The organism is [Clostridium] innocuum, from assembly GCA_012317185.1.
Lineage (GTDB): Bacteria > Bacillota_I > Bacilli_A > Erysipelotrichales > Erysipelotrichaceae > Clostridium_AQ > Clostridium_AQ innocuum.
In genome coordinates this window covers 2,852,228-2,869,463 of sequence record CP048838.1, presented here as the reverse complement: position 1 = coordinate 2,869,463, position 17,236 = coordinate 2,852,228, and the positions used below count along the sequence as shown (strand labels likewise).

At 29.2% G+C, this 17,236-nt stretch carries 15 protein-coding genes and 3 pseudogenes; 15 read left to right on the top strand and 3 right to left on the bottom strand.

What is annotated here, in order from left to right:
- Positions 1-43: 43 nt before the first annotated feature.
- The 6 genes from G4D54_13955 to rfbG are packed head-to-tail and all read left to right on the top strand — an operon-like array spanning position 44 to position 6,489.
- The gene (locus tag G4D54_13955) at positions 44-1,150 is read left to right on the top strand and encodes a glycosyltransferase family 4 protein (protein ID QJA03469.1); all 1,107 of its coding nucleotides are present in this window, start codon (positions 44-46) and stop codon (positions 1,148-1,150) included.
- A 33-nt stretch (positions 1,151-1,183) separates the two neighbouring features.
- Positions 1,184-2,269 carry a glycosyltransferase family 1 protein gene (locus tag G4D54_13950; protein QJA03468.1) on the top strand — a complete coding sequence of 362 codons (1,086 nt, stop codon included), beginning with the start codon at positions 1,184-1,186 and terminating at the stop codon, positions 2,267-2,269.
- A gap of 2 nt (positions 2,270-2,271) precedes the next feature.
- Positions 2,272-3,651 (top strand): hypothetical protein, encoded by a 1,380-nt coding sequence (locus tag G4D54_13945; GenBank protein QJA03467.1) that lies wholly within the window; start codon positions 2,272-2,274, stop codon positions 3,649-3,651.
- Entirely contained in the window at positions 3,621-4,649 is a 1,029-nt protein-coding gene (locus tag G4D54_13940) for a glycosyltransferase family 2 protein (protein QJA03466.1), read from the top strand. The genes G4D54_13945 and G4D54_13940 overlap by 31 nt, the downstream gene beginning before the upstream one ends.
- Complete coding sequence (gene rfbF / locus G4D54_13935; GenBank protein ID QJA03465.1) at positions 4,649-5,428, top strand: glucose-1-phosphate cytidylyltransferase; 780 nt, start codon at positions 4,649-4,651, stop codon at positions 5,426-5,428. Before G4D54_13940 ends, rfbF begins: the two co-directional genes overlap by 1 nt.
- Positions 5,416-6,489 (top strand): CDP-glucose 4,6-dehydratase, encoded by a 1,074-nt coding sequence (gene rfbG / locus G4D54_13930; protein ID QJA05205.1) that lies wholly within the window; start codon positions 5,416-5,418, stop codon positions 6,487-6,489. The genes rfbF and rfbG overlap by 13 nt, the downstream gene beginning before the upstream one ends.
- An 82-nt stretch (positions 6,490-6,571) precedes the next feature.
- On the opposite strand, the pseudogene G4D54_13925 reads toward rfbG, so the two are convergent.
- A pseudogene (locus tag G4D54_13925) lies at positions 6,572-7,832 on the bottom strand (IS110 family transposase).
- 302 nt (positions 7,833-8,134) lie between these two features.
- Here G4D54_13925 and G4D54_13920 point away from each other — a divergent pair.
- The 9 genes and pseudogenes from G4D54_13920 (at position 8,135) to G4D54_13880 (ending at position 15,410) form a co-directional block, all read left to right on the top strand.
- Positions 8,135-9,031, top strand: a complete 897-nt coding sequence (locus G4D54_13920; GenBank protein ID QJA03464.1) for an NAD(P)-dependent oxidoreductase — start codon at positions 8,135-8,137, stop codon at positions 9,029-9,031.
- Positions 9,032-9,042: 11 nt separating this feature from the next.
- Positions 9,043-9,651 (top strand): dTDP-4-dehydrorhamnose 3,5-epimerase, encoded by a 609-nt coding sequence (gene rfbC / locus G4D54_13915; protein QJA03463.1) that lies wholly within the window; start codon positions 9,043-9,045, stop codon positions 9,649-9,651.
- Positions 9,648-9,923, top strand: a complete 276-nt coding sequence (locus G4D54_13910; GenBank protein QJA03462.1) for a hypothetical protein — start codon at positions 9,648-9,650, stop codon at positions 9,921-9,923. The genes rfbC and G4D54_13910 overlap by 4 nt, the downstream gene beginning before the upstream one ends.
- A 111-nt stretch (positions 9,924-10,034) precedes the next feature.
- Complete coding sequence (locus tag G4D54_13905) at positions 10,035-10,262, top strand: hypothetical protein (protein QJA03461.1); 228 nt, start codon at positions 10,035-10,037, stop codon at positions 10,260-10,262.
- 90 nt (positions 10,263-10,352) lie between these two features.
- Positions 10,353-11,467 (top strand): annotated as a pseudogene (locus G4D54_13900) (polysaccharide pyruvyl transferase family protein).
- Positions 11,460-12,434 (top strand): hypothetical protein, encoded by a 975-nt coding sequence (locus G4D54_13895; GenBank protein QJA03460.1) that lies wholly within the window; start codon positions 11,460-11,462, stop codon positions 12,432-12,434. Before G4D54_13900 ends, G4D54_13895 begins: the two are co-directional and overlap by 8 nt.
- Positions 12,435-12,436: 2 nt before the next feature.
- Entirely contained in the window at positions 12,437-13,264 is an 828-nt protein-coding gene (locus G4D54_13890; GenBank protein QJA03459.1) for an aldo/keto reductase, read from the top strand.
- 4 nt (positions 13,265-13,268) lie between these two features.
- Positions 13,269-14,747, top strand: coding sequence for an oligosaccharide flippase family protein (locus tag G4D54_13885; GenBank protein QJA03458.1), 1,479 nt, complete (start codon positions 13,269-13,271; stop codon positions 14,745-14,747).
- A 74-nt stretch (positions 14,748-14,821) separates the two neighbouring features.
- Positions 14,822-15,410, top strand: a pseudogene (locus tag G4D54_13880) (serine acetyltransferase).
- A 442-nt stretch (positions 15,411-15,852) separates the two neighbouring features.
- On the opposite strand, the gene G4D54_13875 reads toward G4D54_13880, so the two are convergent.
- Both G4D54_13875 and G4D54_13870 read right to left on the bottom strand, forming a co-directional pair.
- Complete coding sequence (locus G4D54_13875) at positions 15,853-16,122, bottom strand: transposase (GenBank protein ID QJA03457.1); 270 nt, start codon at positions 16,120-16,122, stop codon at positions 15,853-15,855.
- A gap of 163 nt (positions 16,123-16,285) precedes the next feature.
- Positions 16,286-16,576 (bottom strand): hypothetical protein, encoded by a 291-nt coding sequence (locus G4D54_13870; protein QJA03456.1) that lies wholly within the window; start codon positions 16,574-16,576, stop codon positions 16,286-16,288.
- Between the last annotated feature and the right edge of the window lie 660 nt (positions 16,577-17,236).

Sequence of the window (17,236 nt, the reverse complement as noted above, 5' to 3'; positions counted from 1 at the left end):
TGTGGACCTAAAAAACATTTATAAGAAGAGGGTGAGAGTGTATATGACAAAACAAAGTAAAATTAAAATTTTACATGTTGCTGAATGTATTGGAGGTGTGGATAAATATCTCCACAGTTTATTAAAATATACGGAACGTAATAAATATGAAACTATTGTTGTTTTATCTCATCTTTATAATGCTAGCGAATATAAAGATATATCCAATCATATTGAACAATTGAATATACCTCATGATATTGGAATAAAAACTATATTATCATCAAAAAAAATACGTAGTATTATAAAAAAATATGACCCAGATGTTGTTTATGCACATTCAAGTATTGCGGGCGCTATAACTAGAATTGCTTGCTTGGGTGTAAAATGTAAAGTCATATATAATCCTCATGGATGGTCGTTTAACATTAAAAGTAAAAAAAGTTGGATTTATGTGGCGTTAGAAAGACTAATGGCAAAGTATTGCGATGCAATTGTCTGCATATCAGAAGCAGAAAAGAAATCTGCGTTAGATAACAATATTTCAAATATAAATAAATTACATATAATTTATAATGGAATAGAAACAAATATAGTGCCTGAAAAAAGTAGAAAAGAGCTTGGTATACCTGAAGATGCATACGTAATTGGTATGGTAGGCAGAATTTGCAAACAAAAGGCACCTGATATTTTTGTAGGAATATCAAAATTTATAAGTGATGCATATTTTTTAATAGTTGGAGATGTATTGGAAGGTTCTTACGAAGAAAGAAAAGAAATTGAAAAAATCGCAAAAGAAAATAACGTCAAATTGAAAATAACTGGCTGGATTGACAACCCGATAGATTATGTAGGAACATTTGATGTTGCTTGTTTACTAAGCAGATGGGAAGGATTTGGACTAGCAATCCCAGAGTATATGATTTGCAAAAAGCCAATAGTTGCTACGAATGTTGATGCATTATCTTATTTAATTCAAAATGAGCAAAATGGTCTTTTGGTTAGTGTGGATAATCAGGAAGAAGCTGCAAATGCTATATCAAAAATAAGAAATAATGATGAATTTAGGAAAAAAATTATCAAAAAGGGATATAAAGATGTGTTTGAAAAATATGATGTAAAAAGAGTTGCATTAGAAACAGACAAACTCATTAATGCACTTCTTGATTAATCTAAAGTAAAACATTATTTGGAGGTATTAATAGTGAAAAGAGTATGTTTAGTAGTTAACGGCTTGAGCTATGGAGGTGTAGAACAAGTATTGTTTAATTATTTAAATAATTATGATAAAGACGAATATGTTTTTGATATAGTTGCACAACGTGAAATATCCGTAGAAAAAGATATACAACGTTTCTCAAATATTGGATTCAATATCAAGTTTGTGACTCATAAAAGGAAAAATTTACTCAAGAATATTTTTGAAATAAGAAAAATATTAAAAAATGGTAACTACGATGTTGTCCATTCAAATATGAGTTATATGAATTTTTATATTCTGTATTTATCAAGAAAATATGGGATCAAAATCAGAATTAATCATTATCATAATGTTTTTAACGGCAAGCACCTAAAACAAATTGTATATTCGGTATGCAACAATTTATGCGATAGGTATTCGACTTGTAATTTGTTTTGTTCGGAGAAGGTATCTGATTATTTTGGTAAAACTACGAAGAAGTCACAAGTATTACCAAATGCTATAAATATTGAACAATTCAAATTTAGAAGATCAACAAGAGATATAACCCGTAAAGAACTTGGTATAAAAAGTACTGATTTTGTATTAGGGCATATTGGACGTTTTACAGATCAAAAAAACCATAAGTTTATAATTGATATTTTTCAAGAATATTGTAAAAAAAATAGTAATGCTAAGCTTTTATTATGTGGAGATGGTGAAATGCTTGGTACGATAAAAAAACAATGCGATGATTATAAGTTAAGTGAAAATGTGATTTTTTTATCTCCAAATTCTAGACCTGAATTGTACTACAATGTAATGGATTATTTCGTATTTCCTTCATTATTTGAGGGGTTAGGTATCACGATTGTTGAAGCGCAGATTAATGGTTTACCATGTATTTGCTCAAGTGTAATACCGGAAGAGGCAATTTTATCAAAAAATGTTAAAGTAGTTAGTTTAAATGAACCTGCGAAAGTATGGGTAGATAAAATTAAATGTAAAAGTACTGAAAGAAAAATTGATTTTGATTATTCTAGATATGATTTAAGTTTACATAAAGCACTTTTATTCAAAGTGTATAACAATCAATGTGAAGGGATATAATTATGAAAATAAAAAAGTCTAGTTTAAAATTAAATAATTATAAATCTAATTTAAGTATGAGTACTCCATTTATACTAAGTTTATGTATTGCTTTTGCTTTGTTTTGTTCAAGTATGCTTGGTCTACAAGTGTTTGGTATTTCTCTTAATAAAATAGGTCTATTACCTTTAGAGTTATATGGTTTATATCATATTTTTCATGTAAAAAAGGGGAAAATACAAGGTAACAGATATATTAAAGCTTTTATAGTTTTATACATGATTCAGATAATAGGATCAATCTTATCGTTAGCTTTTAGAGATTATATATCTTTTTTAGAATGGGAAGATCGATTAGTTAATAATGCGGTTCAATATTTATTTATATATTTCCCAATAGCCTTCTTCGTTTTTTCATATAGTAATAAGAAGGCTTTGTTTTCATCATTTAAAAGTATAATGATAAAGATATGTAGATTTCATGCCATCTACGTTCTCATTCAATTTGTGCTATGGAACACAATTAGTATTAATATAACAGATATTCTAATTAATCAAATGTTTTCACATATATTTGGTAGTTATGGAGTCGCGTATGGAAACACTGGTACTCAGATTTTTTTAAGAATAACTGGATTGAATAGTGATGCTGCATTCTTATCAATACTAATGCTTATTGGTTATTGTTTTGATAAGAATAAAGTATATAAAATATTATATTTTGCAAGTACGATTTTTGCGGTATCTAGAGTAGGGATGTTTTCAATTGCAATGCTAATGTGTATAGAATTATTTTTATACTTAGTTAAGCACAGACATGGAATCAAGCAAAAGGTTATTATTAGATCATTTATCGGTGTTGTTATTCTACTTTTTCCTGTGATAGTTGTGTATAACAATAGTCCTTCTGTACAAAATTATATCAATTTATTATTCGGGAGAATTCTTACTATATTTAATAGTGATGCTGATATTTATGGAACTGGTAGACATATGAGTTATCCGTTCTTATCTATTTATTCGTGGTTTTTTGATTTGAACATAATTGAAAGATTAATAGGTGTTGGAATTAGAACGGAAGGGTTAGTTTTTAACCACAGCCAATACATAGCATCTTTTTTTGATTTCAATCGAACAATGTTGACTAGTGCTTGGGCAATAGAGTGTGATTTTGCATCTATTTTACTAGGTAATGGGATTATAGGTATGTTAGTTTATTTGTATTTGTATATTCAGTTAATAAAATCAAAAGATATGTCTTTAATTTTATTAGGCATAGGCTTATTAGTGTTTGGGATAATGTACGACGTGTTTATATCTACAATAGTACAAACAACTTTAATATTTATTTTTGCTTATAGGGGGGATATGTTATGTGCAAAAAAACAAGTTCAAAGTCATTAATCAGCGGAAAAAGAAGTGAAGTAGAATTTTCAATTTGCATTCCAACATATAAGAGAACTCAATATTTAAAACAAGCTATAGATAGTGTGTTGATGCAAGATGATATTGAGAAATATTCGTATGAAGTAATAGTGGTTAATAATGATCCACAAGATGAGATGAAGGAACTTTGTGAGCAGTATATTGATAACAACAATGTTTACTTTTTTTCTAATGAAGTAAATGTTGGAATGTTAGGTAATTGTAACCAATGTATTAACTTAGCAAAAGGTAAGTATGTTTTATTTTTACATGATGATGATTATCTATTAAAAAATCATCTTAAAGAATTGATGAAATCTATTGAATATGCTAAGAAAAATAACTTAGATGCTGATTGTTTTATACCATCACGCTATGTATTATCACAATCATATTCATCTTTAAAAAAAGCTTTAAAAAATACTCTAAGCTTATTATTTTGTGTAAGAAAAGTGTATAAAAAATATTTAACAAAAGTAGATTATAAGGATGCTCTATTGTCATGGCGAGATTGTTTTCTAGCTCCTACATGCGGTATTTGTTTTTTACATGATAGCTTGCAAGAATATGGAGAAATTAAAGAAGTATTCGGTAAAGCGTGGGATTTTGTGTTTTTATATGAATTTTCAAAAAAATTCAACGTATACATAATGAAAAATAGAACGGCAGTATATAGATTAGAATCTGGAGTTACAAAAAATAAATTTACTCAGTTAGATTTTTATGAATATAATCAATATTTATTGAAAGAATCGGAATTACAGTTTAACAAATATTTTTATAATGAAATATATTGGTTTAACTATAAACGAAACATAGATGAAACAAAAGAACTTATTAGAGATAAAGGAATGTTTGATTTTAATACAAAGTATTCAAGAATAAAGTTTTTATTATTTAAAAGCAAACAAATGATTAACTATTATTTAAGAAATTTGGATGCAGAAAAAATTGTGTCTAAGGAGGACATATTATAATGAAAGTAGTAATTTTAGCGGGTGGATATGGAACAAGAATTTCAGAAGAATCAGCGTTCAAGCCAAAGCCCATGATTGAAATTGGTGGAATGCCTATTTTATGGCATATTATGAAAGGGTTTTCTGAACAAGGATTCAATGAGTTTGTGATTTGTGCCGGTTATAAACAGCATGTTATTAAAGAGTGGTTTGCAGATTATTTTTTACATACATCAGATATTACTTTTGATTTCACCAAAGGAAATGAAATGATTGTCCATAATAAGCATGCAGAAGCTTGGAAAGTAACAGTAGTAGACACTGGATTAAATACAATGACAGGTGGTAGAATTAAAAAAATACAGGATTATATTGGAAATGAATCATTTATAATGACTTATGGAGATGCTGTTGGAAATGTAGATATTAACGATTTAATTAAATTCCATAAAGCACATGGCAAAATTGGAACAATATCTGTATACAACTTCGGTCAAAATAAAGGGGTTCTTGATATAGCTAAAGATGGGAAAGTAAATGCATTTAGAGAGAAGTCTGATCTGGATGGAGATTTAATCAATATTGGATTTATGGTTATGAATCCTGATATTTTCAAAAGAATTGAAGGGGATAATACTGTTTTTGAACAAGAACCATTAAATAGCTTGGTTGCGAATAATGAGTTAATTGCAAGAACACATATTGGTTATTGGCAATGTATGGATACTCTTAGAGAAAAGCAGCAGTTAGAAAAATTATGGAGTTCAGGTAAAGCACCTTGGAAAACATGGGAGGATTAGGCATGTTCGATATTAATTTTTATAAAGGAAAAAAAGTATTTATTACTGGACATACAGGATTTAAAGGATCTTGGTTATGTAAAATTTTAACTAATGTTGGAGCAGAAGTTACGGGTTATTCTCTAAATCCTCCAACTTCTCCATCATTATTTGAAATTGCTAAAATTGAAGATGATATTCATTCAGTAATAGGTGATATAAGATATTTAGATTCTCTTAAAAGTGTGTTTGATGAAGCTCAACCTGAAATTGTTCTTCATTTAGCTGCTCAACCTATTGTAAGAGATTCTTATAATGATCCAAGATATACATATGAAACCAATGTTATGGGGACAGTCAATATTTGCGAGTGTGTCAGAAAATCTAAAACTGTAAAATCATTCCTAAATGTGACTACTGATAAAGTGTATTTAAATAAAGAATGGAATTGGGGATATAGAGAAAATGAAGAATTAGATGGATACGATCCATATTCTAATTCTAAGTCTTGTTCTGAATTAGTTACTCATTCATACATCAATTCTTTTTTTAATGAGATGGGAATTGCAGTGAGTACAGCTAGGGCAGGTAATGTTATTGGTGGTGGTGATTTCGCTAATGACAGAATTATTCCTGACTGCGTTAGAGCTGCAATTAAGAATGATGATATCGTAGTTAGAAATCCATTCTCAACTCGACCATATCAACATGTATTAGAACCATTATATGCATATTTAATGATAGCAGCTATGCAATATGAAGATAACAAATATGCTGGATATTACAATGTAGGGCCAGATGATATTGATTGCTATCAAACTGGAGCAATTGTGGATGTTTTTGTTTCAAAATGGGGAGATAACATGAAATGGATCAATCAATATGACGGCGGTCCTCATGAAGCTGATTTTCTAAAATTAGATTGTTCAAAATTAAAAGCGACATTCAATTGGAAACCACATTGGAACCTAGATACGGCTATCGAAAAAGTATGTGAGTGGTCTAAATGTTGGATTAATAATGAAGATGTTCGAGCATGTATGGATAAAGAAATTAATGAATTTTTAAAGGAAGGTATTTAAGTGTGAAGCAATAAAATAAGAAAAGGGCAACTTAAAAAGAACACAAAAGCGAACTATATTTAGCTCGAAAATGACAGAATTATTAGCTTGCGGCTAAAATAGGAGTAATTTTATATTCTCCTATAGATTGTAAAAGCTCTAAAGCATATTAAATATCCTGCTTACGAGGCTTAGGGGGATTAGGGTACATCAGTTCCTCATAATCGGATGGATGGAAATCCTTCAAGTATTTGAACATATGAAAAAGGCAGACTGCCATCAATCTGGTAGCAGCGATGTCCGCACGTTTATGACCCCTGCGCTTTTTGATTTTATTATATTTGATCTTGAAGTAAGGATATTACTTATCTTTAAGTGCGGCAAGTGCACATTGGATAAGCATTGGTAAGTATGTTCCAGCATGAGAGATACAGACAGATTTCTTTTTATCGGCACTCGCATTATTTGTCGGGGTAAGACCAATCCAAGAAGTAAAATGTTCTACGTCGAAAAAAACACTCATATCAACACCGGTTTCTGAAACCAGCGTTGTCGCAGAAAGGTGACCAATACCAGGCAATTGAGTTGCAAAATCAATATACACATGGTATTTCGAAGTTCTTTTATCTATTTCAATAGAAAGTGCGGACTTCATATCTTCAAGAAACTGCATGTGACCAAGTGATAATAGGGTTTTGTATGACTGATCATCATCAAGGTGAAAACCTCTGATGGAGTTGAGAATTTCCTCACTTTTCTTTTTCAAGGAACCACGGAGTAAAGATCTGATATGGACTTCATCGACATCACTGGAAGTGAGAAGTTCAGAAAACACGGCAGAAGCACTGACACCAAAAGGATCAGAAACAACGAATGCCAAAGAAATATTGGAAACAGTTTGACAATTCTGCACACGGTTCTTTTCTGAAGATATAAAGTTTGTAATTTTATAACGATAACGAGATAGTCATGAAGTTGACGAAACTCTTAATTGGGCATGTAAGAAGGTTGTACTTCGCCCATTTGAAATAATTCTGCGATATGAATAGAATCTAAGAAATCAGTTTTTTTACCTTTCGGTGATTTAACATACTTTGGATGAGTGATAACAATATCAAAATCACGATCTTCAAGGTAGTTAAATACAGGAATTCAATACTTGCCTGTAGATTCCATACAGACGCAGTGGCAGTCATAATGATCAAGCCAGTCAACGAGTTTAACAAGGTCATAATTGTGAGTAGAGAATTTGCGGTGATGGTAAACAGGTTCCACCTGCATACTTTCAGCGATGATGATTGTGCAAGCTAATTTCTTTTTGTGACATCAATACCACAAGCAATGGGGTACATCACTCTGCTCATGAAAACCGCCTCCTTTGAAAGAAAGAAAAAGCATTGACTGCCATCTGTGTTCTCAAATATATCGATTCAAATAACAAGATTACTTTATTGGTAAGTGTATGTCCTCAAAGGGAACAAAAGTTTGTGCATGGACAGATGACTGCACAGATAAGAATACGAGTTAAACTAAAAAACAGAAAACATCACTCACCTCCACGTGCTCTATAGTATATTTCTTCTCTAACTATATTATAACGCATTGTAATGGTGCTGGTGTTTCATAAAAATTTGTGCTCACGCATAGCGAGAGAATGGAGGCAAGAATGAAAAATGTCATAGTTACAGGTGCCAATGGATTTATTGGCTCATCATTAATTAAAAAAATAATTCAAAATAATATTTTTGTAGTTGCAATTGATATATCTTTTAAGAATTCTAAATTACCTAAGTCTGATTTAATTAATGCTATCGAAATATCTTTAGATAATGCAGAAGATATAGAAAAATTAATTTCCTCAAAAAAATATGATTGTTTTTATCATTTTGCCTGGGCAGGTGTAAATGGCGGTGATAAAGCTAATCCATATGTGCAATTAAAAAATATTGAAATGACTTTGAATTGTGCCACTATAGCAAAAAAAATAAATTGTAAAAGATTCTTATGCGCAGGAACAATAGCTGAAAGAGCTACAGAATCATTAAACAAGCTAAAAAAAACAAGTGGTGGGATGATGTATGGTGTTGCAAAAACATCAGCACATTTAATTCTTGAAACATATTGTAAGAATATTGACTTAGAGTATGTTTGGATGCAGTTTTCAAATATATATGGTCCTGAAAATAAAACGGGAAATCTTGTTAGTTATACAATAGGTGAATTAGTAAAAGGTAATGAAGCGACTTTTGGCCCTGCAATGCAACCATATGATTTTATTTATGTTCAGGATTTAATTGAAGCTGTATATAGACTTGGAGAGGCAAAACTCAATGAAAATTTTTATTTCATTGGTTCTGGTAAACCTAGAATTTTAAAAGAATACTTAGCTGAAATTGGTGAACAGTGTAAAAAAAGTGATTTAATACGAATTGGTGTAAGAGAAGATGATGGAATTAAATACACTTTCGATATGTTTGACACTAAAAATTTATTAAATGACATTGGTGACTTTGTAACAAAAGATTTTACAGAAGGATTAAAATATACATTAGAGAATTATTAAGGAGACTTGGTATGGTACAGAAATGGAATTTTCAAGAATTAGATTTAAAAGATGCATATTTAATTAAACCATTTTTTGCTTCAGATGATAGAGGTGGATTAATTAAAGATTACAACATTGATGTCTTTAAAGACCATGGCATTAATCACGAGTTGAAAGAAGTATTCTATACTCTTTCAAAGAAGGGTGTTATTAGAGCATCACATTTTCAATTAATTAAACAACAACCTAAATTAGTACGTTGTGTAAGTGGTCATGTATATGATGTTATTGTTGATTTGAGACCAGATTCTCCAACATATGGTCAATGGAGAGGATTCCATCTGACAGCAGAAAATATGGATTCATTACTGGTTCCAGCTTATTTTGGACATGGATATTTAGTAATTGAAAATTCAATTGTAAGTTATAAAGCAACTGAAGTATTTTTTGAAGAAGGTGATTCAGGAATTATGTACAATGATCCTGATATTGGGATTGAATGGCCATTCGAGTTAATTGGTGGAAAAGATAATTTGATTATTAGCGATAAAGATTTAAATTTAATGAGTTTTAATGACTATAAGAAAATTATGGAAAATTATGACAATAAATCAGAAATTGAAGGTCATTTACAGTGAGAAGAATAAAAAAAGTCTTATCTATTAGTATAAGCAAAACATTATTAGTAAATTATAGATATTTTGGATGGGAGGGGTTGGTTAATCCTATCATTATTATATCAAAAAATACTAAATTAAAACGCTTATCAGGTAATGTGTTTGTTAAAAACAAAAAATGTCGTGTATATTTTGGATTTGTAGATGTTGGTATATTTGACAAAAAATATGAAAGAAGTATTTGGGATAATAACGGTATATTTCAATTTGAAGGTTCAGCTCATTTTGGATAAGGAACTAGAATTTCGAATAGTGGGAAAATAGTTTTTGGAGATAATTTTTGTGTTACGGCAAATTCTGCAATAGTATGTGTTTCTAATATAAATTTTGGATCTAATGTCTTATTGTCTTGGGATATTTTAATTTTAGATACAGATTTTCATAAGATATATTCTATAGATGATGAACACCAAATTAATAATCCTAAAAAAATTATTATAGGTAGTAACGTTTGGATTGGTTGTCGAAGCCTAATTTTGAAGGGGGTTGAATTAAAAAACAACACAATAGTTGCTGCTGCTAGTGTAATTTCGCACTCAAATACAGAAGAAAACTCAATTATTAATTCTTAATAGAATAATTAAAAATAATGTGATTTGGAAAGAGTAAATATGTAAAACCGCTTTTAATATGTTCTAAGCAATGTTTTGAAGGGAGAAAGTATGAATAAGAAAATTGGTATTTTAACATTTCATAATGCAGTAAATTATGGTGCTATATTGCAATGTTATGCATTGCAAAATGCATTAGAACAAAGAGGATATAATGTGGAAGTAATAGACTATACACCTCTATATTTTAATAAGGTTTTTTTCGACCCTTTAAAGCCATGGGAAGCAATTGGAACAAAAAATAAATTGAAATCTTTAATTAAAGTCTTCTTAAGATTTAGGCAACAAAGAAACAATTCTATAAAACAATTTGAATTAAAACAATTTGTTAAAAAGTATTTAAAAATTAGTGAAACAGTAGATTCTGAATTAATAAGCACATTTGATACTATCATTGCGGGAAGTGATCAAGTGTGGAATTTAGAACTTTTGGAAAATGATACAACGTATTTGTTGGATTTTCCAAATGATGTTAGAAGAGTTTCGTATGCTGCAAGTTTTAAAGTGTCTGATGTGGATGAGTTTGCAATTGATGCTTATAAAAAGTATCTTCCCAAGTTTAATAATATTTCAGTAAGAGAAGAAAACTTGAAAGTTTATCTAAAAAATAATCTAAATATTGACTCAACTAATGTTTTAGATCCTACTTTTTTATTAAATATGAAAAAATGGTCAGAACTAATAAATAATAAGAGATTGATAGAAGAAAAAATACGTTCTGGTTTATCATGTTAATCAACCAGTTGAATTAGTTTCAAAAGCGTTAGAGTACGCAAAGAAAAATAGTTATAAGGTAGTAAGTTTAAATAGATTGAACACAAAAGATGATTATATTGATTTTAGTTATGCATCTATTGAAGAATTCTTGAATCTAGTAAAAAAATGCTGAGGTGGTATTTACGACATCTTTTCATGGAATGGCTTTCTCAATTAATTTTCAAAAAGAATTTTATTTCGAGATTCCTGAAAAATCATACAATAATAACGAAAGATTGTTAGATTTGGCAAAAAAATTGAAATTAATGAATAGGAATATAAGCAACGGTTTAGATGAAAATCCAATAAATTGGGAGAGTGTGACTGATTTACTTGATAAATATGTTGAGAATTCTAATGAATTTTTAAACTATTCTTTAAATAATGAGGAAATGAAGAAATATGAGTAATATTGATTATTTTAATGACAATAAACCTATCGAATCATACATTGCTTATATTCGTGATACAAAATCTAGATTCAATAGTACATCTGGTGGCATTTTTTTTGAATTAGGGAGAAATTGTATTTTAGAAGGTGGATCAGTATATGGAGTTGCATTTGATGATAAATTTTCTCCTCAGCATAGAAGAGTAACAAATTATGAAGATTTGAAGCTACTGCAGGGATCAAAATATCCTCAAAGTAATGTAGGTGATATTTTTGTTCAAGTAAAGAAAGATCTGGACGAAGGTAAGAAAGTTCTTTTTTCAGGGACTCCATGCCAAATAGTGGGATTAAAAGCATATTTAAGAAAATCATATACAAATTTAGTTGCAGTTGATTTGATCTGCCACGGTGTTCCGTCGCCAGGTATTTGGAACAAATATCTTAATTATAATTTTAAAATTGATGAAATAATTGATATAAAGTTTAAAGACAAGTCTAATGGATGGAAACTATGGAGAGTAAGAATAGAGTCAAAAAATGCGTTATATGAAAAAGAAAGAACTGATGATGCATACATGGCTTCGTATATCAATGCTTGGAATATAAGACCATCATGTTATAAATGTAAGTTTAAAGGTCTTGATGGACGTAACTCAGATATAACTATTGCTGATGCGTGGGGTAAAGCGGAAACTGATTTAAGTTTAAACGACAATAAAGGATTATCATGTATAATTATTAATACAGAACATGGGGAATGTGAACTAGAAAAAATAAAGCGACAACTTGTTCATAAAAAATATAGTTTTGAAGATATAGTATCAGGTAATCCTGCATATAATGAATCAATAAAAAAACATTTTTTAAGAAAATGTTTAACAAAAATGACATATAAGAATATTAAGTTGATTGACATTTTGTCGAATGATAATTTATTCGGCAAATTAATCAGTAAAATTAATAGAGTTATAAATAGGAGTAATTAATTATGAGAAAATTTATAATTGGATTAGGTAGTTTTCCGTATAAAAAAGAGTTGGAAAATGTTTTACCAAGGGCGTCTACATTAGGCTTTGATTTTGTAGATACAAGTGATGACTATTTTAATGAAGATTATGTTGGTGACTATGTTAGAGACAATAATTTTAAAGTTTTTACAAAATTCTCTTTCGTTGATCAATTTAAAAATTTTGAGCAACATTTTAATGACTCTAAGATAAAAATTGAAAAAAATGGTACTGAGTTGTATTGTTATTTACTTCACTGGCCATATCCATTTTTATATAAAAAATTATGGTATAAAATGGAAGAGTTGTATTTGTCAGGTAAAGTTAAAGAAATAGGTGTTTGTAATTTTACCGAAAAACAATTAATGAAGTTAATGAAAAATTGTAGGGTAAAACCAATGTATAATGAAATCGAACTTCATCCTTTATTTCAACAAAAAGACACTGTTGAATTTTGTGAAAAAAATGATATTCAAATTATTAGTTATTCACCTTTCGCTAGAATTGATAAAAGACTTTTTGAGAATACTAATTTAATAAATATTTCCGAAAGAGAAAATACATCTATAGCAAATATTATACTGAAATGGAATATAAATAAAGGATATATACCTATTCCAAGTACATCAAAAGAACATCATCTAAAAGAAATGGAACTAGACAAGATTAAACTAATAAATCTGGATAAAGACGATATGAAAATAATTGATAGTTTAGAATGTAATGGTAGAATAAGATTTAATCCAGATACATATTTTTCATTTAAAACTAAAATTAAGTTTTTACTTATTTCTTTAGGAGTGCTATAAATATATGGAAAAGCAGTTGAATAAAACCTCGTTGAAGGTTAATTTTATTTTTAATACTTTTTTACAAATATTGTCCACAATTGCACCTCTTATAACTGCTCCATATGTTTCAAGGGTATTAGGTCCAGATAATATTGGAATTTATAGTTATACTTTGTCTATTAACTCTTATTTTGTTTTAATAGCAGGTCTTGGCACAGCTTCGTATGGAATTATTGAAATCGCTAAGGCCAGAGATTCTACTTACGATAGAAGTAAAACATTTTGGGGAATTGAATTAATTACTGTAATAACTTCTGTAGTTAGTTTGATTTTGTGGTTTTTTATTGTTCTTTTTTATGACGAATATCGTTTTATATTTTTTATTCAAACATTTTATATTTTAGCAATTATTTTTGATATATCGTGGTTCTTTTTAGGTATAGAAAAATTAAAACATACTGTAATAATTAATTCATTTTTCAAAATTATGGGAGTTATTTTTATATTTTTATTTGTAAAAACTCCTAATGATCTATCTATATACATTTTAATATTAGCCTTATCAACATTTTTAGGCAATACAAGTATGTGGATTTTTTTGCCAAAATATATAGTGAAATCCAAGGTTACACAAAAGGATCTATTGGCCCACTGTAGAGGCACGCTTATATATTTTGTTCCAACAATCGCAGCGACAATTTACACAGTTGTTGACAAAACATTGATAGGAATAATAACAAAAGATAATATAGAGAATGGTTGCTATGAACAAGCAACAAAAATAATTTCAATCATTAGAACAATATCATTTACATCAATGAATACTTTATTTAGTTCAAGAATGTCATATTTATTTAGCAAAAATATGAAAAAAGAAATTCAATTTAACTTATCTTTCGCACTTGAATTTATAATGACTCTTAGTTTTGGCGCTTTTTTTGGATTGTGTGCAGTGTCAAAATGTTTCGTACCAGTATTTTTTGGAGAAGGTTATTCTAGAGTCGTAATATTTTTAATTTTAATGTCACTATTGATTCCTATTATGGGAATAAGTAATACAATCGGATATTTATATTATAATCCGTCAGGTAATAGAGCAAAAAGTGCAAAAATACTGATTTTTGGAACATTGATTAATTGTATATTAAATGTTTGTTTAATAAAATTATTTTCTGGAATAGGTGCAATTATAGCGTCTGTTATAGCAGAATTTATAATTACTTATTTATATATTAAACAATCAGATGGGTATATTTCCTTTAATCAAATGTTTAAAATTATATCAAAGAAGTTAATATCTGGAATCTTGATGCTCATGACTATAATTGTTATATCTAAATATTTAGTATATAGCATTTTATCTTTAATAATTGAAATATGTTTAGGAGTAATCATTTATTATCTTGGTTTAATCGTATTAAAAGACACTTTTGCATTAGGTGTTACCAAAAAAATGTTTGTTAGCATACAATCAAAGATAAAAAAAATAAGATTATGTTGAAAGGAAAAAAGTATATTGTTAAAACTAAAATAAATTTATACAATATATAGTTTAATAACATGAGAATAAAAAAAATGATTTCATTCAAATTTTGGATACCAAATTTTAAAATGTACAAAGAGTTATTTGCAAATGATAGTTATGCATTTTCTACTTTCAGAGATAAAGACGGCGATTTAACTGTACGTGAGAAAATGATGGTTGAATTGAAGGCAGTAAAATTGTTTAGAAAATATCAATCTAATTATGACACGATATGGAGATATTTTTTATTCTTTAAGATTAAAAAAAATATCAATATAAATATGGACTAGAAATACAAAATAAAAAATATAGGAAAAGGTTTTGTTATTGGACATTGGGGGTCGAATTGTTATTAATGGTGAATCAAAAATTGGAGATCAGTTTATGGTAACCCACGGAGTTACTATTGGAAGAGACATTAGGGGAAAAAGAAAAGGTGTGCCGACAATAGGAAATAGAGTCGCTATTAGAGCTAATTCAACAGTGGTTGGCAATATCAAAATCGGGGATGATGTATTAATTGCACCAAATACATTCGTAAATTTTGATGTGCCAAGTAATTCTATAGTTATTGGTAATCCTGCAGAAATAATTTTTCGTGATAACGCATCAGAAGGACATGTCGGACGATTACCTTAATAGATATGAAATAAGAAATAAATAAGAAAAAAATGTAGTTAAAGAAGCAATGCCAATAAGTTAAGGAAGTTGACAAAATAAAAAATAGATTAGATGTCTGCACAAGAGATGAAATGTAGATGTCTAATCTTTTTATAAACATATTTAACCCCTGAAACATAGTAAAAAGAGCATTATGAAAAAATATGAGGGCAACTATGCTATATATATCAATATGCTTTTTATAGGATCGATCTTTTTTTATCCACATGACGTTGTTCATAATATTTTCCTCAATCACTTGCATTGCAGTATTATTGATATCTTCATCTATCATTACCAATGATTTGATAAACATTTTTTTCATAATGTCCACTGTCTTGTTGAAATTTTGCTTGATTACGCATTCTCCATCTTCCTTTTGTTCAATAGCTGCTTTTTCATTAATTTCTATTTTTTTTAGTTATATCAAATTATACAACCATATATCTGCATAAATATCCTGATAGATGAGTATCTCTTTGAATCCACTGAATTTCTCCAATTTCATCCTGTTCTTAAGCCGATTATAGGATGTTTCTATCGTCCAGCGCAGATGATACAATTCCTTTAAGTCATCTATGCTGTATTCATCCATTGGCAGGTCAGATATCAGGAATTCCACAATGTCTTCTCCATATTCGTCTTTTCCTATGATGATCTTAGTGAACCGAAGCTGATATGTGGTATTCATTAGATCCTGGCGAAATCCAATTTCCTCTCGATAGTGATTTGTCGTTTATCGAATGTTACTTCAAATTATCTGTCTTCACCATCCTGTACCTGATCCAAATAAGCTTTAAAAAAAACAGAAGATACACGAAATAGAAAGTATTGTTTTTGTTGTAACAGTTGATCTATGAGTCGCATAGACGGATACCCGCAATCAAAGGTAAAGATTGCTTTTCAACATAATTTTCACAATAAGTTTTGATATGTTGTGCTGCTAGTGCCATTTCACTTAATATACATGAACCGAATTGCATATCTAAAAACGTATTGTTTAGACAGTCATGTAAGGTAGATAAAAGTCCTCCTACAGGTTTTGATTGATTTTTTGTTGGATTTGTAGATGCAGAGATTCTTCCGAATGCAGATGCATTTTCCTTTGTGTTGAGAAGAATGATTTTTGATTCATTGACAGCCAATACAAGATTCCCTTTCCATTTTTTTAACTATCTGCTTCATTATCGTGATAATTTGCAATGAACTCATTACTCATGACACATATAGCCTGTGGATTGAACTTCTTCCTGGAGAGATAGAAAGCAGTTTCTGTAAACAGTTTATTTCTTTCCTAAATCTTGATAATAGCAGCGTGTAGAATGGAATGAGATAAGCATTTGTATACCCTTTATTAATAAAAAGGTATACCTTTATATAAGATATAAAATTAATTGAATCCATAAATGTAAAATGATGGAAGGGGTTAAATATACATTAATTAACTGGAACTGATATGTAATCAGATAGAAGACAGTCAGAAGCTTATATTTATATGCTAATAGGTGTGAATGGTGAAAAAAGTAGCACAGTCGAGAACAACCTAGTAGAAATATTTAAGAAAAACAGTTTGATACCAAGGCGTTACCTAAATTATCTATTATAGTAACTCCCGAAAATAGAAGAGGAAGGTAAATATGAGATAGAATGACTAATGCCATAGCACTAGGATGTGCAGAAATCATGTAGAGCAAAGAAGGCAGATACCTAATCCAGCGTATCTGCCTCTTCTTTTGAACATATGCTGATTTTAGACCGCTTGCTTGATTATTCTGTCAGAAATTTACATAAATTACAAACCTCTG

Bases quoted from the DNA above. Each gene is read 5' to 3' on its own strand.
- G4D54_13955 (QJA03469.1), top strand. From the start codon at position 44: ATGACAAAACAAAGTAAAATTAAAATTTTACATGTTGCTGAATGTATT.
- G4D54_13945 (QJA03467.1), top strand. From the start codon at position 2,272: ATGAAAATAAAAAAGTCTAGTTTAAAATTAAATAATTATAAATCTAAT.
- G4D54_13940 (QJA03466.1), top strand. From the start codon at position 3,621: ATGTGCAAAAAAACAAGTTCAAAGTCATTAATCAGCGGAAAAAGAAGT.
- rfbF (QJA03465.1), top strand. From the start codon at position 4,649: ATGAAAGTAGTAATTTTAGCGGGTGGATATGGAACAAGAATTTCAGAA.
- rfbG (QJA05205.1), top strand. From the start codon at position 5,416: ATGGGAGGATTAGGCATGTTCGATATTAATTTTTATAAAGGAAAAAAA.
- G4D54_13920 (QJA03464.1), top strand. From the start codon at position 8,135: ATGAAAAATGTCATAGTTACAGGTGCCAATGGATTTATTGGCTCATCA.
- rfbC (QJA03463.1), top strand. From the start codon at position 9,043: ATGGTACAGAAATGGAATTTTCAAGAATTAGATTTAAAAGATGCATAT.
- G4D54_13895 (QJA03460.1), top strand. From the start codon at position 11,460: ATGAGTAATATTGATTATTTTAATGACAATAAACCTATCGAATCATAC.
- G4D54_13890 (QJA03459.1), top strand. From the start codon at position 12,437: ATGAGAAAATTTATAATTGGATTAGGTAGTTTTCCGTATAAAAAAGAG.
- G4D54_13885 (QJA03458.1), top strand. From the start codon at position 13,269: ATGGAAAAGCAGTTGAATAAAACCTCGTTGAAGGTTAATTTTATTTTT.
- G4D54_13875 (QJA03457.1), bottom strand. From the start codon at position 16,122: ATGAATACCACATATCAGCTTCGGTTCACTAAGATCATCATAGGAAAA.